The sequence below is a fragment of the Lacunimicrobium album genome, assembly GCF_052161635.1.
Lineage (GTDB): Bacteria > Planctomycetota > Planctomycetia > Planctomycetales > Planctomycetaceae > SXPC01.
Map to the genome: position 1 here is coordinate 5,209,268 of NZ_CP197413.1, position 19,742 is coordinate 5,229,009.

General features: G+C 55.4%; 14 protein-coding genes. 4 read left to right on the plus strand and 10 right to left on the minus strand.

Annotated elements, in window-relative coordinates; all coding sequences use genetic code 11:
* Position 1 precedes the first annotated feature (1 nt).
* From SH248x_RS20960 to ilvD, 7 genes are all read right to left on the minus strand, one after another.
* On the minus strand, positions 2-2,968 hold the full coding sequence (locus tag SH248x_RS20960) for an MMPL family transporter (protein WP_459556281.1): 2,967 nt from the start codon (positions 2,966-2,968) through the stop codon (positions 2-4).
* 177 nt (positions 2,969-3,145) lie between these two features.
* Positions 3,146-3,784: a CPBP family intramembrane glutamic endopeptidase gene (locus SH248x_RS20965; protein WP_459556282.1), complete on the minus strand. Its 639-nt coding sequence runs from the start codon at positions 3,782-3,784 to the stop codon at positions 3,146-3,148.
* 320 nt (positions 3,785-4,104) lie between these two features.
* Complete coding sequence (locus SH248x_RS20970; RefSeq protein ID WP_459556283.1) at positions 4,105-4,935, minus strand: phosphatase PAP2 family protein; 831 nt, start codon at positions 4,933-4,935, stop codon at positions 4,105-4,107.
* A complete protein-coding gene (locus SH248x_RS20975; RefSeq protein WP_459556284.1) occupies positions 4,932-6,527 on the minus strand; it encodes an ArnT family glycosyltransferase in 1,596 nt (531 codons plus the stop codon). The genes SH248x_RS20970 and SH248x_RS20975 overlap by 4 nt, the downstream gene beginning before the upstream one ends.
* The gene (locus tag SH248x_RS20980) at positions 6,524-7,666 is read right to left on the minus strand and encodes an LptF/LptG family permease (RefSeq protein WP_459556285.1); all 1,143 of its coding nucleotides are present in this window, start codon (positions 7,664-7,666) and stop codon (positions 6,524-6,526) included. The genes SH248x_RS20975 and SH248x_RS20980 overlap by 4 nt, the downstream gene beginning before the upstream one ends.
* A gap of 187 nt (positions 7,667-7,853) precedes the next feature.
* Positions 7,854-9,230, minus strand: coding sequence for a hypothetical protein (locus tag SH248x_RS20985; protein ID WP_459556286.1), 1,377 nt, complete (start codon positions 9,228-9,230; stop codon positions 7,854-7,856).
* A gap of 265 nt (positions 9,231-9,495) precedes the next feature.
* The gene (ilvD, locus tag SH248x_RS20990; RefSeq protein WP_459556287.1) at positions 9,496-11,178 is read right to left on the minus strand and encodes a dihydroxy-acid dehydratase; all 1,683 of its coding nucleotides are present in this window, start codon (positions 11,176-11,178) and stop codon (positions 9,496-9,498) included.
* 370 nt (positions 11,179-11,548) lie between these two features.
* Here ilvD and SH248x_RS20995 point away from each other — a divergent pair, with 370 nt between their 5' ends.
* Positions 11,549-12,517 (plus strand): dihydrodipicolinate synthase family protein, encoded by a 969-nt coding sequence (locus SH248x_RS20995; protein ID WP_459556288.1) that lies wholly within the window; start codon positions 11,549-11,551, stop codon positions 12,515-12,517.
* 108 nt (positions 12,518-12,625) lie between these two features.
* On the opposite strand, the gene SH248x_RS21000 is transcribed toward SH248x_RS20995, so the two are convergent.
* Together SH248x_RS21000 and SH248x_RS21005 are read right to left on the minus strand one after the other, a co-directional pair.
* Positions 12,626-13,417: a hypothetical protein gene (locus SH248x_RS21000; RefSeq protein WP_459556289.1), complete on the minus strand. Its 792-nt coding sequence runs from the start codon at positions 13,415-13,417 to the stop codon at positions 12,626-12,628.
* 420 nt (positions 13,418-13,837) lie between these two features.
* On the minus strand, positions 13,838-14,512 hold the full coding sequence (locus tag SH248x_RS21005) for a 3-keto-disaccharide hydrolase (RefSeq protein WP_459556290.1): 675 nt from the start codon (positions 14,510-14,512) through the stop codon (positions 13,838-13,840).
* A 198-nt stretch (positions 14,513-14,710) separates the two neighbouring features.
* On the opposite strand from SH248x_RS21005, the gene SH248x_RS21010 reads away from it, so the two are divergent.
* Complete coding sequence (locus SH248x_RS21010; protein WP_459556291.1) at positions 14,711-16,453, plus strand: GGDEF domain-containing protein; 1,743 nt, start codon at positions 14,711-14,713, stop codon at positions 16,451-16,453.
* 45 nt (positions 16,454-16,498) lie between these two features.
* On the opposite strand, the gene SH248x_RS21015 is transcribed toward SH248x_RS21010, so the two are convergent.
* Positions 16,499-17,602, minus strand: coding sequence for a patatin-like phospholipase family protein (locus SH248x_RS21015; protein ID WP_459556292.1), 1,104 nt, complete (start codon positions 17,600-17,602; stop codon positions 16,499-16,501).
* Between the two features lie 345 nt (positions 17,603-17,947).
* On the opposite strand from SH248x_RS21015, the gene SH248x_RS21020 reads away from it, so the two are divergent.
* Positions 17,948-18,490, plus strand: coding sequence for a peroxiredoxin (locus SH248x_RS21020; RefSeq protein WP_459556293.1), 543 nt, complete (start codon positions 17,948-17,950; stop codon positions 18,488-18,490).
* Positions 18,491-18,710: 220 nt separating this feature from the next.
* On the plus strand, positions 18,711-19,337 hold the full coding sequence (locus SH248x_RS21025; RefSeq protein WP_459556294.1) for a carboxymuconolactone decarboxylase family protein: 627 nt from the start codon (positions 18,711-18,713) through the stop codon (positions 19,335-19,337).
* Positions 19,338-19,742 lie beyond the last annotated feature (405 nt).

A 19,742-nucleotide genomic window follows, 5' to 3' on the forward strand; every position in this document is an offset into this window, starting at 1 on the left:
TTCAGCTGGCGTGTTGAGCCGCAAAGTTGACGACGGCGTTCGGGCCAGCGGGAACGTGTTCAGGCTGGTCCCAGCGATGATGAGAGTATTCAGGGGTTTCGATCTCAGCTTCTTCATCACTGTTGATCTCAGGCGTGGAGTTTCGATGGCGTCCGAGAATCGTCAGGAAGGCCGTCAAAGGAACCATTCCGACAATCATGGCGTAACCGACACCAAGAGTCAGAACGAGTCCCAGTGAGATCAAGCCACGGTGAGCACCGAGCATCATGCTTCCGAACCCGACCATGGTCGTGGTGGACGTAAGGATGATGGCGTTCATCGTACTGCCTGATGAGCGATATTCGCCTTCCTGGTGCATGTAGTCGTGGACAAGGTGAACCCCCATGTCGACCCCGATACCGAGGATCAGCGGGAGAACGATCATGTTCGCCGGGTTAAAGTCGACCCCCAGAAGCGCCATCGTTCCAAACGTCAGGAACAGACCCAGAACCGGCGGTAGCATCGTCAGGACGACAAACAGAAAGCCTCGACGGTCAACAACCATCGCCACCGTGCAGACAAAGCATTCCATCACGAGCACCCAGGTCGGCAGGTTGTAGGCTTTGCCGATTGACGAGGCATACGCATAGAGCATGGCGGTCATCAGGAACGACGTTGAGAGGATCAGCCAGGCACGGTTCTTCGTACACAGGTCAATCATCAGGACGCAGGTAATGCACAACAGAGAGTAGTACGCCGAGTGAAGATAACTGGTTTGAATCTGCTGAGAGGCTTCATAATTCTGCAGCGGCGTTCCGGTGACCTCGGGGTCGACGGTGCGCAGTTGTTTGACGAATTCAAAGAGAGGCTCGTTGTCCCAGATCTCATCCTTCGGGAAGATTTGAATCAGCCATTCGCCTTGAGGACTGACGAAGCGCCGCACGAGGGCTTCCGGAAGATCAGCAAGGGTGATCGGGTTGGGATCAGAGACCGCGTTGAGCTCCTGCAACTGACCGAAGATCGTCGTCCGCATCTTGTATTCGTAATCCTGCAGGAACGACAGCTGAACATCGAGCGGCAGCGACTCGAGCCAGTCGAGCACGCGGTCGAGCTTCTGGTTGACGCGGGCAGCCTGTTCGCCGGGAATGTTCTGGGTCTGCTTGTAGAGTCGTTCGAGCGATTGACCGACGGTCGCGGGATCGACAGGCGTTGCCTTCGCAGGAGCATCGGGAAGTTTGCTGACGTAAGAATTGTAGGCCTGAACCAGCAGCTTGGTTTCATCAGCGGTGTTGTCGGGAAGATAGCGGGTCAGTTCTTCGACATGCTTAACGCTGGGAAGGGCTCGCAGTTTGTCTGCGAGATTGTCGGCTTCTTCGGCAGACTGGGCGATTGAGACGGCAAAGAGGAGCGATTCATCAGTCTGGGTCGCGATGCGTTTCTGGACGTCGACAGAATCGAGACCGTCGGCCTGGAGGTTCAGGAGATTGGCATCGTACTTGATCGCGAACTCCAGATTCCCTTTGTCATCCAGCTTAAAGATCATTGAGGAGATGCTGACCATCACGATGACCGAGGTGATGATGACCATCGCAGGGCGAGCGGAGATCAGGTTTCGCAGGCTGGTGGCTTGGAAAGGAGTCGGCAGTTCGCGTGGCTTGGAATTGCTGTCCGCGAAGTAAATCAGGATCGGAGTGACGATGAAGGCGCACAGGATACACAGAATAATCCCCCCGCCCGCAATGATGCCCAGCTCAGCAATGCCAAGGAACTCCGTCAGGCAGGCACAGAAGAACGCCAGACCCGTCGTCAGACCTGCGGTGAAAACACCAGGTCCAACAGTCCCGGAGGTTTTCAAGATCGCCTCGGTCACTGTCATATTTTGATGACGGAAGTCGAGGTAGTTGGAAAGATAGTGAATCGCAAAGTCGACGCCGATCCCGATGAGAATGGCTGCAAAAGAGATCGACAGAATGTTGAGGTGACCGACGGAAGCGGCTGCAAACGCGAATGACCAGGCCATCCCGACGACGAGCATCAGCTGGCAGATCCCTGTATGAATCCAGCCTCGAAACCCGATGATCATGATGATGCCGACGGCGATGAAGGAGACGATCGAAGAGATCATCGAGTCGCGCTGAGAGCGGGCCATCTCGTCGGCTTCGAGGACCGGAATGCCGGTGAGTCCGAGGCGGGCGTTGGGGTAGGCCTTGCGTACTGCATTCAGTTCTTCGCGCATCTTGGCGATGGCTTTGGTCGCGCCGCCGATGTTGCCTTCTTCCTTGACGGGAAAGGCCTTGAGGAAACCCATTTTGCCGTTGCCGCTGAGCAGGTAGACGACTTTGTCTTCTTCCTGTTTGAGCTGTGGGTGAACAGAGACGAACTCCGGCCAGGGAGGGAGGAACGTAGGTTCGCCCTGTATCGAAGCAATGATCGAATCCGTGAGACGGTCCGCCTGCGAGAGGACCTGCTCTTTGCGATTTTCCGTATCGGGAATGTACTGAAGACCAGTGAGGAACAAATTGAGCTGCTCTGCCATCGACTGGATGCCGACTTCCTCCCACTTGCCAGCGAGGACGGGCTTCAGAGGAGCGAGCATTTCGAGACCCTGACGCAGTTGATCGGGCGTTAGAAACTGGAGGCCTTTGCGCCGGAGTCCTTGAGGGTCGACCTTATAGAAGACGCTGGTGAAGTACTCGGGTTGACGCGAGAGGCGTTCGCCGAGTTGATCGAGGACTTCCTTGATCACGACCGGCTGGTCGGCTTCGACGGTCACAACAAGATCCGAGCCGTCGCCGAAGGCTTCGGTGTAGCGGATCCATCGTCGGTGGAAGATCGCCTCGGGGTCGATCAGATCTGAGCGTTCGGTCTTGAACGTCAAATTGACAGCGGTGAACCCGGCGGAGAGAACCACACTCAAGATGATCAGCCCCAGCGTTACGCGGGGCATCTTGAGGAGGCAACGAGTCAGGTAGACGAGAAGTGTGTTCATGTCGGTGGGAATCATTGCCTTGATAGCAACAGCCTGTCAGGACAATGAGGGGAATTCCGTCGGTAGGTTCAATGAAGGGCGTACGCTGAGCGCAATGCGCGCGATCGTCTTATTTTCCCCTGTTTAGCAATCCCTGTATAGCCCAATGAAACTTGAGGCTAAGCGAATGTAACAGCGTTAAAGACTCGCCTGACGCGCTTTCCAGGCCGCCGAGACGTGAACAAATGCCAGGAAATCGTACAGCCCGTGAGAAATGATGGGGGCCAGTAAATTGCGAGTCGGCTCGCCCGTTCCGGAGAGAGCAGGGTCGATCAAACCTGACTGATCTAAAAGCGAGAAATAGAGACCCGCTGCGAAGGCAAAGGCGGCGTAACTGAAGCTGACATAGTGCATCAGGGCAAAAATGATATTGGCGATCAAAATGCCACCCCAGAGTCCCATAGGCCATGAGAAGAGGGTCTGGAGGGCCCCTCGGAAAAAGTACTCTTCTCCAATCCCTGCCATGGTTGCCAGCAGGAAACATCCGAACACTCCGATTTCCGAGAGTTGGCGTCCCAAAGTCTCAATCAGGAACTCCCGCTCGTCGAGCATCCAGCGGGGGCTGCGGTACCAGAGAATGAGGAAGAGAGCGTACAGAGGAATGGTCGCGATGACGCCGAAAATTGCGTTGGACACTTGGGGGATGAGCCACCTCCGCACATCGACACTGAAGGCATATCCGACGGCGAAGGTGATGAGGATGAGAGCGAATTCGAGGATCAGCCCGAAGATGAGGATGTGATCGTCGTTCTCGTCGGGGGCGCTAGGTTGGGGCATGGTGTTTTCACGACAGGCGGATCATGCGAGTGATACGAACGTCATCGCCTTTGCAGGCGACAGATCCGTTAAATGACACGAAGCAGGTACAGGCGATGCAGGAGTCAATCGGACAAAAACTGGCGAGCAACTGGACCCGCTGCGACGATACGTATTGTAGATGGGGAACACACGACCTGGTAACGATGACTTCGTTCTGTTTCTTGGTTTTGCTCCTGAATGTTCCTGATAGCGTGAAGCTGCCGACGGTCTCTCCCCTCTGACCGCCGGCAGTTTTTTTATGCGAGGTCAGTTCGTCGGAGTGAAGAGGAAATGGGGAATCAGATCCGAGCAGCGTATTGGGTCGATTCGCGAGAGCAGGTCTGGGCGTACTGCTTGGTGGTTGCGGCTGCTTTGCGTTGGTTGGGGACCAGAACTGGGCAACTGCGGTAAACGAATTCCGAGATCAGCCACGACACCGTGGTCATCACGAACATCGAGCAGACGACATCGGAGAGAAAATGTCCGCCCTGGGCGATGCGTGAGAATCCGACAATTCCTCCGAAGCTGATTCCGAGCAGAATGAAGGCGAGGAAGCGGACGCGGTTTCGTTGGATCAGAAAAGCGGGGGCTATCAAGTAGAAGCCGACGGACGAGTGGCCGGAGGGGAACGACGAGTTGCGGTAAGGACTACTGGAAAGGTGCCAGGCGGGGGTGTGAACCATGTTGCCGCCGAACTCCTGGACCTCGCGAGGACGGGCCCGGGAGAAGGTTGGCTTCATGACGCCGTTGATCAGCAGGACTGGTCCTGTCAGAACAACGAGAGTCATGATGAGGCTGGCGCGATTCTGCCATGAGTTGCTTTGGACGATCGAGGTCACGAAATAAAAGGTGACGCAGCAGATCGCGACGGTTGTTGTCAGCCAGACGCTGGCGTGATCGATGAATGAGAAGGGCTGCTGGTCGCAGCATCTCCATGAGTTCGTATCGGGCGAGTAGAAGAGACTCGATACGTACAAGTCCAGGCTCAGCCACTCGATTAGCGGGAATGAGCAGACGCAGCCGAGCAGGATGGTGATCAGGATCGCGCGTTTGCACTGGACGAAACGAAACTGTTCGTCGCGCTGTTCGGCTTGGCTGGTGACGTTGATCGTATGCGGTGACGTTTTCATCGCGGTACCGAAGTGAGTTCCTGATGGTCTGCGGTCTGGAGGGTGGGCTGGTTCGAGTCGGTGCACTCGGCCAGATACATGGTATAGGTCCGTGACTTGGTGGAACTGATGGGGACGATGATTTCGGTGAGTTGTCGGGTTGTTGTGAAGTGTGAGGAGAGTTTTTCGCTGACTGGGCGGGATTTTTCGGTGATGATGATGGCCTGCTTGTGGGCTTTGAATTCTTCGTCGCGCCAGAGGTCGTACTGCGTTTCGATGATGTCGGATTCGCTCCAGAGGACGATCTTCGGTTGATGGTGCATGTAGAAGGCCATCTCGCTGACGATGGAGCGGCCGGACTGGCCGATGATCGGAGTTTCAGGGGAGATGCCATGGATAGCGAGTTCGGATTCGAAGCGGTCAGCGAGTTGTGACCAGCCGCGGAGTCGGGAGGTCAGATCCCATGACGGGTTGACGTTGGCCATGACGGGTGAGAGGGCAGGGACGAGGTAGGTTGCCAGGCAGAAGCTGGCGGCGGTGCCGATGAGATAGGGGCGGACGCGGTTGGGGAACGTCAGTTTGGAGAAGACGTCGCCGTAGCGGAAGGCCAGGGAGGTCGCGAGCATGATGGCAGTGGGGTAGAAGACGGCGGGCCAGTTGGGTTCCATGCGTTGTCGGAAGCTGAGGTATGTGACGACCAGGAAGCCCGGGATCGAGAAGGAGATGAGGAATTTTTCTTCCTTGGAGAGGTCCATGGCTTTGCGGATGCAGATGGCGAACGTGGCAATGATCAGCAGCCAGAGGATCGGGGTCACGACACCCATTTGGCCTGCGATGAACTCGAAGCCATAAGTGATGCGTTCGGTCATGTTGGTGGCGCGGTTGCTGAAGTGGGAGGCGGTGTGTTGAGCGGTGACCCAGCCGTGCTGGCTGTTCCAGTAGACCATGGGGAGGATGAAGCAGAGCGAGGCGATGTTGCCGAGGATGAACCGCGGGCGTCGCATCTCTTTGTTGTCCTGAGGGGTCAGGATCAGGTAGAGCATCGACATGGGGAGGAAGGCGATCATGGTCTGCTTGGAGAGGAGACCGAGGCCGATGGCGAGGACTTTTACGAACCACCAGACGTTGCGGTGAGAGGGGGCGTGGAGGGACATCCAATAGGAATAGAGTGCGACACCCCAGAAGAAGAGCAAGGGAGAATCAATCGTCATGACCAGGGAGAGGACGCAGTTGCCCGGGGTCATGGCCATGATGGCGGTTGACCAGAAGCCGACTTTGCGGGAGAAGAGCTTGGATCCGAGCAGGTAGACGAGGTACAGGGAGACTGTCCCGAGGATGACTGCGGGGAGGCGAACGACGACTTCGTGAGAGCCGAGCAGGCCTGTGCTCAGGTAGTTAATCCAGGCGATCATGGGAGGTTTGCTATAATAGCAATAATCAATGCGTCGTGACCAATCCCAGTAATAGGCTTCGTCGGCGATGAGATCGAGGGGGGCGATGAGCAGAAAGCAGATGCGCCACAGGAAGATGAGGCCGAGGAATGTGAGGATGCCGCGTGGTTCGTAGAGCCACGTGAAGCGATCAGTTGTTGGTGTTTGGTCGTGGGACATCATGTCTCAATCCAGGAGGCCAGCCAGGTCGAGAGGGTTACGCTGACGAAGACTGGCAGCCAGACGGCGGTGTGCAGGTGGACGACGCCGGAGGTTGCCAGGAAGCGCGAACCCATGGACAGGAAGTAGACTCCGCCCAGCATCATGGCGGCAAAAAATGTGTTCATGATCAATCCGCGGCTGTCACGTTTGAGGACCACAGGGAGGATCAGAAAGACCGCTGAGGCCGATAAGAAGGGTTCCATCAGCCGGGAATGGAATTCGAATTGTAATTGTCGAAGGCTGGTTGCATCAATCACTGAATTTCGGATGCGTCTGATCAGAGAGCTTGTGGAGAGGTAGGCGACGCCGGTTTTTCCCTTGTAGAGAAGGTCCGGTCCAATGCTGCTGGCGATGAAGAGTCCGCCATCGACTGCGGTGGCCTGAACTGTTTCACGACCCATGGGGGTCAGAGGGAGTGATTCCAGTTCATGAGACGCGTTCTGGAGGAACCAGCCTGCGGGTTGGTCGCCACGCGCTCTTTGATAGAGCGCCTGATCAGCGGTGATGGTTGCGATTTCGTCGACGATGGTTGGCTGAGGCAGGATGAACGTCGGAGCGACGATGCGGTTTTCTTTGGGGTAGAGGTTACGGCCGTCAATGTAGATCATCGATTTCTGATCGTAGGCCGGGTCGATATCGTGCTTGGTGGCTTTCTCGGAGCCGCGTTGTTCGTGGAGCTGGTGGGCGTAGCTTTCGAAAAACATCTCACGGTTGAAATGCTTGATGCCGATGACGATGAGTGCGCCAATGATCAGAGGCGGGGCAAGGAAGCGGAAGGTCGGGACACCGGCGGCCATGATGGGCTTGAGCTGCTGGCGCCGCTGAAGCGTGATGAGGATGATCAGAATGCCGATGGAAATCAGCGGGACGGCTGTCATGTCGAAGACGACTAGCCCCTGGAACGAGTAATACTCGAGCATCTTGCGGAGTACGCCGAAGTAGCCGAGATTTTTGAAGTCACTGAAAAAGTCGTCGGCGTTGTCGAAGAGGTCCATGACAACGAAGAGGCCGAAGAAGGCGAGCGCGCAGACGAAGACGATATACAGGTACGACTTGAGAACGTAGCGTTCGAAGGTCGTGATCTTGATGTATCGAAACATAGGCGGGCTCGCAGCGCGGTGAGGGCGCAGAGGTTAACGAGCCGGGAGGGTAGCAGAGGGGACAAAATGGTTGTAGGTGAGGATTGGGGGGCGGGATGGGGTTGAAAATGTTGCAATGGGGGACGGGCACCCGATTTCACTGGCACAGCCAGTGGCACCCTGGCGGGACAGGGACCTGAGCGAGCCATCACTCGTTTGTGACCGGGATACGACGACCGAGGTCGCGGACTTTTTCGATATTGCCGTTATCGTCAATTTTGTTGAACCCGACGCTGTAAATGAGCAGGCTGCCATCTGGTTCGATGCGGTAATGGAAGGGTTCATTATTAAAAGGATCGACTGGTAGTGATTCGGCAAGATCTTCGTCCATCTCCTGAAAGGAAACTGGGTAGCTTAGATGACGTCGTTTATGAGTTTCCAGCAGCAGCATGATGTCGAGCATTCGAAGAGATACTTCAAACTTGTCGCAAGTGGAATTGGCGCGAGCTATGTTGACCATGTTGTGGTTGAACTCTTTCGTCAAGAGCTGATCAAGTTGCAGTGCACTGAGAGCCTGGGCTGGGAGTTCTGAAGAAGCGGTCACGTACAGACGGAATTCCTTGCCATCGAAAGTCGATCTTTGATAGAAAGGCAGATCACACTGGCTGAGGACGTTGTATGTTATTTGCTTTAATAGGCGTTTGAAGCGAATTGGTTCCCCCAGACAAAAGAGTAGTAAGTCTTTTTGTGGTGCAAAGTCCTCTGGTTGCCCCATCAGAAAGACGCTGCTGCGATGGTGTTTCTGGACCACCTGCATCCAATTCGCATAGTCATGGAGCACTGTTATGCTGATGGGATGTCGCAGTTCCTGGAGGTCGGAATCAAATATGACACGCGCCTCCATGAGGTCATCTTCAGTCACGTCGGGATGAGCGGCCCAACGGAAAACACCACGGTAGATTGCCGAGTTAGTAACTGCCAATCCATGTTCGTACTGGTGAACGTTACCATTCTGCTGCATCAATAAGCCCGCTCGAAACACTTCTCGAAAATGATCGAATGCAACAGAGGGCTCATTTCGGTTAATGTGAGTCTGCCCTAGACGCAGAAAGTAGCTGGCGAGACTTTTATAGCCATCCCAGGTGTCTTTGATTTTGTAAGACTCAGTATCTTGCTGAAAGATGATCTCGAACTCAGAACATTCGCAGCCGAGTTGCCAGTTGAGAACAAATGCTGGAGGATCGTGGATGAACTCCTGAAACTCCTCTTCCGTCATGTATTGTACGGATTCTGTTTCCTGATCTTGTTCATTGGCTTCTATCTGTTGCTGTTGATACTCGACAAACTCGACCATGGCCTGTTGGAAATAAGACCGTGCATTCAGATCTTCTGCCACACTTGGAGTTTCAAACTCAAAGGGATCGCATGGCTCGGGGAGGTCAGGAATTTGTGCAATATGCCAAGCACGAGACACAAACGGAAACAGAATGAGAATCAAAAGAACGAATATTGGTATTATGATCCGTCTGCGACAGAGCCATTGACTCCAGGTGCGTTGAGGTATGTTATATTTGACGTCAGCCATCCTCATTCACTCATTCTCTATTTCTCAAACCGTGGAGTACGTACATGATGTACTTTGACTCTTCGACGATTCTGTGGGGACCTAAAAGTTTCATGCTGCATTGAGTACAGATTGAGTCCACCCACCGCCAATTGACCCATAGTCGATTCCGCTTTTTGAAGGTCATGGTTCTGACTGAGTCGAGGGAGATGAAGACAGGGGGTTGACACCCCCCGCTCGCCTTGGAGAACACAGACAGGAATGTCTGTGCCACCAGCACCAATCTTTACTCGTCGGTCACGCAGCCTTCGGAGGCGGACTTGACGTTTTTGATGTATTTGTAGAGTGTGCCGCGGGTGGATTTGTAGGCGGGTTGTTTCCAGGCGGCTTTGCGTTGGGCCATTTCTGCGTCGGAGATGGCGGTGTTGATGACGTTGTTCTCGGCGTCGACGGTGAGGACGTCGCCGTCGTGGATGAGTGCGATCGGGCCGCCTTCCTGGGCTTCGGGGGTGACGTGGCCGATGATGAAGCCGTGGGAACCTCCGGAGAAGCGGCCGTCGGTCATGAGAGCGACTTTATCACCCAGTCCTGCGCCCATGATGGCAGAGGTGGGGGTGAGCATCTCTGGCATGCCGGGGCCGCCTTTGGGGCCTTCGTAGCGGATGACGATGACTTCGCCCCCTTTGATTTTGCCATCTTCGAGCCCCTTGAGCATGTCTTCTTCCGAGTCGAAGCAGAGAGCAGGGCCGGTGAAGACGGTGCCTTCTTTGCCGGTGATTTTCGCGACGGAGCCTTCGGGGGCGATGCTGCCTTTGAGGATGCGGATGTGGCCGGTCTTTTTGATCGGGTTTTCGATCGGCATGACGATCTTTTGACCGACCTTGAGGTCAGCCAGAGGGGCGACGTTTTCGGCGAGGGTCTTGCCGGTGACGGTCAGGCAGTTGCCGTCCATAAGCCCTTTTTCAAGCAGGTATTTGATGACGGCTGGTGTACCGCCGATGGAGTGGAGGTCTTCCTGGACGAACTTGCCGGAGGGCTTGAGGTCAGCGAGGAAGGGGATGCGATCGCTGACGGTCTGGAAGTCGTCGATGGTGAGGTTGACGTCGACCGAGCGAGCCATGGCGATGAGGTGGAGGACGGCGTTGGTGGAACCGCCGAGGGCCATGACGATGACCATGGCGTTCTCGAAGGCGGCGCGGGTCATGATGTCTTTGGGCTTGATATCTTTTTCGAGGAGGTTCTTGATGGCTGCTCCTGCGCTGACGCATTCCTGATACTTATCCGGATCGGTCGCGGGGATTGACGATGAGTACGGGAGCGACATGCCGAGGGCTTCGATGGCACAGGCCATGGTGTTGGCGGTGTACATGCCGCCGCAGGCGCCGGCTCCGGGGCAACTTTTGCGGACGATCTCCTGGCGTTCTTCTTCGGTGATCGTGCCGGCGATGTATTGGCCGTAGGACTGGAAGGCGGAGACGATGTCGAGTTTTTCGCCTTTGAGATTGCAGCCGGGTTTGATCGTGCCGCCGTAGATCATGATGGCGGGGCGGTTGAGTCGTCCCATGGCGATGAGGCAGCCGGGCATGTTTTTATCGCATCCGGGCAGGGCGATGAGTCCGTCGTACCACTGGCCGCCCATGACGGTTTCGATGGAGTCCGCGATCAGGTCACGCGACTGGAGGGAGAAGGACATCCCTTCGGTTCCCATGGAGATGCCGTCGGAGACGCCGATGGTGTTGAAACGCATGCCGATCATCTCGACGTGTTCGACGCCTTGCTTGACTTTGGCGGCGAGGTCGAGCAGGTGCATGTTACAGGTGTTGCCCTCGTACCAGACGCTGGCGATGCCGACCTGGGCTTTGTTCATATCGGCTTCGGTCATGCCCGTGCCGTAGAGCATGGCTTGCGAGGCGCCTTGGGATTTTGGTTGGGTGATGCGAGCGCTGATCTTGTTGAGTGGTGAGGACACTGGGGGAAGCCTTTTGGAAATTGGTATGGGCGGAGAGAAGATTTTACCACAGAGGACACAGAGGTCACGGAGGAGGAAACGTCAGAAGAGAGTTCGTTGGTTTCGTTAATGCGTGATTTGCGTTGATGTGGTGATGGATTTCATTTTTCAATTATTGGTGGCAGCCAAGTCGGAGGGACACCGTTGGCGATTCGTGGGTTCGGATGGTAGTATGGGGGGGTGTTTTAAATACGAAGACACAGGGGGTTTACACCCCCCGCTCGCCTCAGAGAGGTGAGACTCGATTGTCTGCAATGTTAGCGGAATTGATGCGTGGCTTGAAGTTTCCTCGCCCTGTTGAGGGGCGCTTTCTTGAACGGACCTGTCAGTTATGTCGAGCGTGACACCCTGGGATGGGAATCCTTTGTCGCTACTTGCTCCGAAACGCAAAATCACGGGGATGTCGGCGATCCTGCTGCCGTTTGAAGCTCCGGGGAAAGTCGACTGGAAGGGGTTTGAGCAGCACGTGGTGCGGACGCTGCATGCGGGGCTGGCGCCGGCAGTCAATATGGACACGGGGTATGCGAATCTGATTGATGAAGAGACGCGTCGAGAAGTGTTGAAGCGGACGCGGGCGTTGTGTGCAGGGCGCGAGTATGTTGCGGGGGCGTTTGTGGGGGATCAGCCAGGGGCGATGTTCAATAAAGAGGGATATCATGCGGCGATTCAGCAGATCTGCGAGTACGCGGGGACGCCGGTGATTTTTCAGTCGTACGGGCTGACGGGGCTGCCGAGTGATGCGCTGATTGATGCGTATCGTGGGTTCGGGAATATCTCGGGGCGGTTCATTGCGTTTGAACTGGGGACGATGTTCGCGCCGTTCGGGAAGATCTACACGCTGGATGTTTACAAAGAGCTGATGCAGATCGCGACTTGTGCGGGGGCGAAGCATTCGTCGTTATCGCGCGTGCAGGAGTGGGAGCGGCTGCATCTTCGGAATCAGGTTCGTCCCGACTTCATGGTGATGACGGGGAATGATCTGGCGATTGATATGGTGATGTATGGGTCGGACTATCTGCTGGGGTTGTCGACGTTCGATCCGCCGGCGTTTGCGTTAAGGGACAAATATTGGGCGAATGGGGATGCGCGGTTTTATGAACTCAATGATGTGTTGCAGTACCTGGGGATGTTCGCGTTTCGGGATCCGGTGCCTGCGTATAAGCATACTGCTTCGCAGTTCCTGCATTTGCGGGGGCAGATTGCGACGAGTCTGACGCATGCGAAGAGTGCGGAGCGGGCGGGGAGTGATGTGGTGATATTGGAGAGGATTTCGGAGCAGTTGCGGCGGGCGATGGTTTGATGCGTGCGGGGGGGGGGGGAGTGGATAGGGAGTGACGCGGGAGGCGTACTCATAGTGGCGATTTAGAGTGGGAGCACAGGGGACAGGGGGTTGACACCCCCCGCTCGCCTAAGAGCGGGCGCCTAGCTGTAGGATTTTTTCGTGTTTGTCTTTGGTGGTGCGGATGGGGCGGAAGAGACCGTGGTCGTTGAAGGCTGAGTGGGGGTAGCAGTTGAGGATGGCGCCGGCGATTTCGGGGAGGCCGACGGGGCGGGATTGTTCGTCGCAGGTGTCGGAGGCGATGAGGTAATCGAGGGAGGACATGGCGAATTCGCGTCGGTCGTCGTGTCTGGGGATTTCGCGGCTGAGCAGGTAGTAGAGGTGTTCGAGGTGGTAGGTGCGGGCGTCGTGTTCGTGGTGGACGTATTCGGTGACGTTGTGTTCGCTGACGAGATGGCCGCAGATGAAGTTGGTCCAGTTTTCGGCGCGTCGGCGTTGTCGGTCGACGGGCATGATGAAGTCTTCGCTGGGGAGGCGTTCATCGAGGAGCAGGGCGAGGTAGCGCCTGCGGAGATCGAGCATGGCGATGTGGAGATTGCGGATGAGCGGGATATGTTGGTTGGTACCAGCGAGTTGATCTTTGGCCGTGAGGACGGTCGACCAGGTGCGCAGGATGAGTTCGCCGCTGGTGATTTCGTGCAGGGCGGTGGTCATGGCTGCATGGAGTTCATGGTCGTTGGGGAGGACCTGGAGTCCTTCAGCGATGTCTTCAAACAGCAGCTGCATGCGGCTGAGCCAGCTGCGCTGGAGTTTCCAGTAGTATCCCAGAGCAGTTGAGGACACGGGCTGGCGGACATCGAAAAGATGCTGACTGTGGGCGGAGATGGCGCCAGCGAATTCGATTGTGTCTTTGAAGTTCATGGGTGGATGTGTCGAGACTTGTTTGACGAGACGCCAGCATCCTGGGTGTCACGTGAAGTGTATGTGTGGGATCAGAGGCGTCGGTGCTTGATGTGGAGATGTTTGTGAAAGAGATATTGCCTGGGGGTTGAGGTGATATTGGGAGCGAACACATGCCTAGCGCCCACCCTCATCCGCCCTTCGGGCACCTTCTCCCCTCAAGGGAGAAGGGACTGAAAGGAGAGGACGGGGCGACAGAGTCAGAGGTTAGTGAGTTGAAAAGAGCAAGTGGAGTGCCGGTGTTGCCTGGTGGGGCAAATGGGTGTTCAATGCAGGGTTCTTGCTGTTCAAAAATGCGGAAAGCCGGGTTCCGTGTTGAGAAAAGTCAACGTACGGGATGTTTCGTACAAGGCGAACATCATGTGGCGTCAATGACAGATGTCAGGGTTTCGTTGCGCTTTCGAGGCTGCGGTACTTGATGTATTCGAAGCCGGCTTCGGTTTCGTAAGTTGAGAGGCCGAGGGGTTTGGAGAGGTCGACTTCGACGCGGGTGGAGAGCCGGTGTTTGCGTGGGTCGAACTTGATGACCTGTTCGTCATCAATGGCGATGGTGATGAGTTCGGGAGTGACTTTCAGGTTGACCTTATAGTACTGGGCTTCTTTGAACTGGCGGATCTGTCGGAGGTCGTTGTTGTTTGCGTCTTCGCCGTCGAGGCTGGAGATGCCGACGACGACACCGCCCCAACCGCCCGCGACGAAGCTGAGGAATTTGTCGTTGACGGGGAAGGTGAGGCCGACGAAGAAGTCGTTGCCGAGGAGCCGACGGGCTTTGAGCTCGATTTCGTAATTGTTCTTCGGGAAGTCTTTGGTGTAGGTGAGGCCGTTCATCGGGGCGCCCATTTCGATGACGAGCTCGCCACTTTTCTTGACGGTGGAGGGACGTTCGCCGCCGAAGTTGGGAGTTTTCCAGCCGTCGAGGTCTTTGCCGTTGTAGAGAGGAATCCAGCCTTCGCTATCGGGCTTGGTGGTGGTTTCCTGGGCGAGGGTCAGCTGTGAGGCGGCTGACAATGCGAACATGGTGATCAAAAGAAGCAGGGTCTGTTTGAGGGCGGGCATGAGATCCTCCGCTATCGGGGTGTCGGTCTTTGTGGTGAGAAGTTCAGCTTGAGTGGATTGTATCAGGTGTGAGGATTATTGACTGCTTAAAAAAACAGACTTCCCTCTGTCGGCTGCGAAGTTGTGACCTACGATTCAGCAAAGAGTCTTCTTCGGCTTGTTTATTTTCTCCTCATTTGACAGCGAGTTCTTTGCAACATGTTTGCTGACTGGATGCTGATCTGGGCTGCGATGGCTGGACCGACCGGTTTCCTGATCATGGCTGTCGTTACGGGACTTATGTGGACACAGAAGCGAAGCGTTGAACGACAGTTGATGAAAGAGCAGGGAGAGTTCGAGTCTTCGCAGAACATCATCATTGGTGATATCCACCAGTTGCAGAAAGACAATGCGCTGGGTCGGATTGAGAATCGACTTCTTCATGACATGCTGCAGCAGTCGAATCTGCAGGGAATGATCGACACGGTATTACGTGCGATCCAGCCTTTGCAGCAGGGAGCGTTCATTGCGTTTTTTCGCGTTGAGCAAAAAGAGCGATTTCTGTTAGCGGCTCAGCGGGGCTTATCGACAATCACAAAGAATAATCTGACGGGTAAGTCGATTTCGTTTCTGCAGGTCAAAGTCAAGGAGCATCATGCGAACTGTTCACTGCTGGTTCAATCGGATCTGCAGCGTTTGCTGGCCCCTTATCTGACGCAGGAAGAGTATTCGCGTCTGGGGCAGTTGCAGGGTTTCTTCATGCATGCCGGGAGTCGGCCGGTTGGGGTTGTTGTGACGACGCGGCTGTTTCCAACAGGGTATGAGCAGGACGTTCAGATTGAATCGACGCGCGAGGTGCTGGGAAGTCTTGCGGTTGCCTGCAGTTATGCTTACGAGTATGAGAGCCATCAAAACGAGCTGCATCTGTCGTCTGAAATTCTCTCGCTGCGAGGGATCATGGACGAAGACCATGCGACACCGCTGAAGATGCTGGAAGCATTCTGCTCGCGCCTGATGACGATACTGAACTCACAGAGAATCGTCTTGTTCCTGGCGCAGCCCGATATGCAGCTGCCGGAGCGTCCGATCATTGATCTGGGGATCAAGGTGCATTCCCTGGGCGTGCAGAAGCGGTGGCAGGAGTATGAGCGTCGGCTGGCCCAGCTTGTGCATGGTCAACCTGATGCGGAGTATTTCGGGACGCGTGTGCTGTTACAAAACGACTTGGCTGAACTCCAGATCGAGTCGCTGATCGGCAGTGCGCTGGTGACGCCGATTGTGCAGGAGCGCGGTGTGCTCGGTGTGTTGTGTGTGACCCGGCCTGAGAGTATGGCGTTCAGCAAGCAGCAGATGGAACTGGTTCAGTGGGCGACCGAGTTTCTTGCGGACACGATCGTCAAGACGGTCAATCATGCGGTGGTGGTGCGCGATGCGCGCTATGACGCGTTGACGGGGCTTTATAATCGACGAACATTTGAGAAGTCTCTGACGAGCGAGATCGAACGGGCGACGGCCAGTCAGCAGGAGTTATCCATGTGCCTGGTCGATGCGGATCACTTCAAGAAGATCAATGACCACTTCGGCCATCAGGCTGGAGATGATGTGCTGCGATTCCTGGGGCGGCTGATTCGGACGGAAGTCGATAAGTTTCCAGCGGAACAGAAGCCGATTGCATGTCGGTATGGCGGAGAAGAGCTGGCGATCCTGTTCCCGGGGCAAGGGAGTGGGGTGGTCCATGGATTCGCAGATCAACTGCGTCAGCAGATCGAAGTCGCGACGATTGTCAGCGAAGGGATTACGGTTCCGGTGACGGTCAGTATCGGAGTCGGGGCGTTGACTGAGCATGCTTCGGATCGCGTGGGATTGTTGAAGGCGACCGATGAAGCTCTTTATGTGGCGAAGAAGTCGGGGCGAAATTGTGTGAGACGGGCGGTGCGGGCGGACGTCGTGGTCGCCAGTTAACGTGTTGCCGATTCGACATTGGCAATGCCCTGATCGAAATGACGACTATGCGGGGCAGGGGTTGAGTGTGGTGGCGTCGAACTCGAAGTCCTGCATCTGGTCGTAGGCGCGGTCAATCTCGGGCATGGCCAATGTGGCTGCCTGGCGGCCGACTTCGATCATCTTGTCGGCAACGGAGAAATCGAACCATTGCAGGTGAGAGACGTCGGGACGGAGGGTGAAGTTGGCGGCTGAGCGAATCTGTTGTCGCCAGAAGTATTCGCCGATTTCGTCGACGCGGACCAGTGCTTCGATCGCGGTGCGGCATTGTTTGAGTGGTTTGATGTCGTAGCTGACTTCCACGCCGAGGACGAACTTGTTGGTGTAGCAGCGCGCGATGGTGGTGGGCAATGTATAAAAATTGCCACAATCGCAAAGTATCATGTCTTCGAAGTTGACTGGGGGAAAGATCCCCGGCAAGGAGGACGACCCTTTGACTGCTGCTCGGATCGAGCCTTTATCGAGACGTACCAGGCGGCCTGATTTGAGGTCAGTCGCGACGATGGTCAGTGGAATGCGTGCGTTCTCGATCTGCTCATCGGGGAGGAAGTGATCGACGACGTCCTGGAGAATCACTCCTGGCAACATGCCTGGTTGTGAGATGATGCGGTGGAAGATGCTGTTGGCTCGCAGGTACGCTTGGATGTGGGCGTACCAGGAGAAGAGGCCGAAGGTCTGATCTTCAGGAGCAGTCGTACCGCAGCCGAAGAGCGTCTTCTGGTGTTGTTGGAACTCCGGGGAAAGCAGATACGCGACGGCGGTTGTTTCGATCTTCGCGATGCTTTGCTCGAAGGCGAGCATGGCGCCGACGAGGGAACCGATGCTGATGCCGACGATGCGTTCGATGTGATAGCCGTGCTGGAGGAGGACTTCGACGACCCCCAGGTGAGCGAGTCCGCGGGCGCCGCCACCGCCGAGTGCGAGTGTGATTGATTTTTTCGGAATCAACGCGCGCGATTCTTCCCCCTTGGGCTTAGTCGAGGGGATTGAAAGGTGGTTCAGGCGGTTGCCGTTGGAATTTCCGTTTTGGAGATGCGTCAGGTCTCCCGGCTGGTGGTGCAGGGAGCGGTCATCAGGAAGCCCGAGTGGTGCAGAATCATTGAAGCTCATCGTGGGTTCATCTCCTACTGGTTTCTGGTCGGTAGAAGTCGTTTGTCAGGTTTTCGAGGACTATTACCGCAATGTTGGTACCAATCAGGAATATTTTATGCATCGTGGATTCGCCTGAGAATGGGGGGTGAGTAGATCAGCGAATACCATTATGTCACCAAGTTATAGATCGTATCCGTAAAGTGCATTGGCTGAATAAGTTGATTCGACTCGACTTGTATTTATACTTCTTACATTCCACGAACGAATGCATTCCAACCTGTCGTTCCACTGGCATGACAGGCGTTTTGTCGCTTGTTCGACGTTCCAGTTTGACGACACCATTTATTTTAAGGATGACACCGTATGACCATTCAGGTCGGCCAACTGGCTCCGAGCTTCGAAATTCAGGCTTATGATCGTACCAAAGACAACACTGACACTCAGTTCAAGACCGTCTCTCTGGCGGATTACAAAGGCAAATGGATCTGCCTGTACTTCTACCCGCTCGACTTCACCTTTGTCTGCCCGACTGAAATCGTCGCGTTCAACAATGCGTTGGGCGAATTCGATGATCGCGATTGCGTTCTGCTGACGGCTTCCACGGACAGCGTTTACAGCCACAAGGGCTGGTGCGACTCTCACCCAGACCTCGCCAAGATGAAGCACCTGATGCTGGCTGACAACAGCCACAAGCTGTCACGCAGCTATGGCGTTCTGAAGGAAGACGCCGGGATTGCGTATCGCGGGATCTACATCATCGATCCGAATGGTATTCTGCGATGGCAGGCTGTTCACGATCTGTCAGTCGGTCGTAACGTCGACGAAGTTCTGCGCGTGCTCGATGCATTGCAGACCGACAAGCTTTGTCCATGCAACTGGAAGAAGGGCGAAGAGACGATCAACTAACACGCTGGCGCGAGAGAGGGGAGTTGAGAAAGTGGAGAGTAGAAAGACTCATTTCACGTTCCGTACTCCGGCTTTCACGTGTGATGCGGAGGGATTGTTTCTGATTGATCAGGCTGGTGGATAATCTGCCAGCTGTTACTCGAAATACATCGCGTGGTGTGCGCTGACCTGGTTTTGCGCCCACGCGATTTTTTTACGAACTCACTTCGGGAGTCTATCGATGGCAATGTTCCAACCGGTGGCTGAGGCTGATGCCAATGATGCCGTGCAGGCGACTTATGGTCGTATCAAAGAGATGTTCGGCGCGGAGATTGTGCCTGCTCCGTTTCTTTACCTGGGGCGGGTCGATGCCTTTCTCAAAGACTTTTACATGAACTACAAGAAGTTCGTGCATGGCAGCGGGGCGCTTGATGGGAAGACGCGGAAAGCGATCGCGCTCGCTGTCAGTTGTCATGCCAAGAGCAAGCCCTGGATGGTTTATTTTCGGGAAGCCTGTTTGACAGAAGGCTGGGACGAGCAGCAGATCGCGGAGATCATCGCGGTGGCGTCGACGAATTACATGTACAACACGTTCTTCAAGTTTCGCGAGCTGAGTGGGTCTCAGTTGTTCGACGGCTTGCCGGTGGGGCTTCGCGCTCACACGTTCACGAACGTTTCTCTGGACGAGAAACTGATCGAGCTGATTGATATCGCGATCAGTGATCTGAATGCGTGCAAGCCGTGTGTCTCGGGACACGTAACTAAGGCACGCAATTTAGGGCTCAATGATGAGCAGATCCTGGAAGCGGTGCAGTGCGCGAGTGTTGTTTATGCGGGGTCGATGTTTGTGAACTCGGCGCTGGATTGAGCAAGAAACTTCGCTGCAGAGGCTCAGAGAAAGCCAACCACGGATGAACACGAAGAAACACGGATTCAGAAAAGCAATTTGAACCGCAGATAAACGCAGATGGACACAGATAACTGAATTGTGAAGTGTGAGTTCGCTTCTGCCGATCTCAAGTCTTCGATCTGCGTCGATCTGTGTTTATCTGCGGTTCATTTTTCTTCCGTGATCTCTGAGCCCTCTGTGGCAGTATCTGGCGGCGCATAAAAAAAGGCCGTCGCTTCTCCCGCAAGAAGCGACGACCGGACCCTGAGAGACCGAACGGACGAATCCGAGCGATCCATGCAACTGTCAGGAGGCTGAGGATTGGAGACCACTCAGCCAGCCTGGCAGATGTTTCCGACACTATTACTGACCGAGTTTACATTC

Coding starts and splice junctions, on each gene's coding strand:
- SH248x_RS20960 (WP_459556281.1), bottom strand. CDS start 2,968: ATGAACACACTTCTCGTCTACCTGACTCGTTGCCTCCTCAAGATGCCC.
- SH248x_RS20965 (WP_459556282.1), bottom strand. CDS start 3,784: ATGCCCCAACCTAGCGCCCCCGACGAGAACGACGATCACATCCTCATC.
- SH248x_RS20970 (WP_459556283.1), bottom strand. CDS start 4,935: ATGAAAACGTCACCGCATACGATCAACGTCACCAGCCAAGCCGAACAG.
- SH248x_RS20975 (WP_459556284.1), bottom strand. CDS start 6,527: ATGATGTCCCACGACCAAACACCAACAACTGATCGCTTCACGTGGCTC.
- SH248x_RS20980 (WP_459556285.1), bottom strand. CDS start 7,666: ATGTTTCGATACATCAAGATCACGACCTTCGAACGCTACGTTCTCAAG.
- SH248x_RS20985 (WP_459556286.1), bottom strand. CDS start 9,230: ATGGCTGACGTCAAATATAACATACCTCAACGCACCTGGAGTCAATGG.
- SH248x_RS20995 (WP_459556288.1), top strand. CDS start 11,549: ATGTCGAGCGTGACACCCTGGGATGGGAATCCTTTGTCGCTACTTGCT.
- SH248x_RS21000 (WP_459556289.1), bottom strand. CDS start 13,417: ATGAACTTCAAAGACACAATCGAATTCGCTGGCGCCATCTCCGCCCAC.
- SH248x_RS21005 (WP_459556290.1), bottom strand. CDS start 14,512: ATGCCCGCCCTCAAACAGACCCTGCTTCTTTTGATCACCATGTTCGCA.
- SH248x_RS21010 (WP_459556291.1), top strand. CDS start 14,711: ATGTTTGCTGACTGGATGCTGATCTGGGCTGCGATGGCTGGACCGACC.
- SH248x_RS21015 (WP_459556292.1), bottom strand. CDS start 17,602: ATGAGCTTCAATGATTCTGCACCACTCGGGCTTCCTGATGACCGCTCC.
- SH248x_RS21020 (WP_459556293.1), top strand. CDS start 17,948: ATGACCATTCAGGTCGGCCAACTGGCTCCGAGCTTCGAAATTCAGGCT.
- SH248x_RS21025 (WP_459556294.1), top strand. CDS start 18,711: ATGGCAATGTTCCAACCGGTGGCTGAGGCTGATGCCAATGATGCCGTG.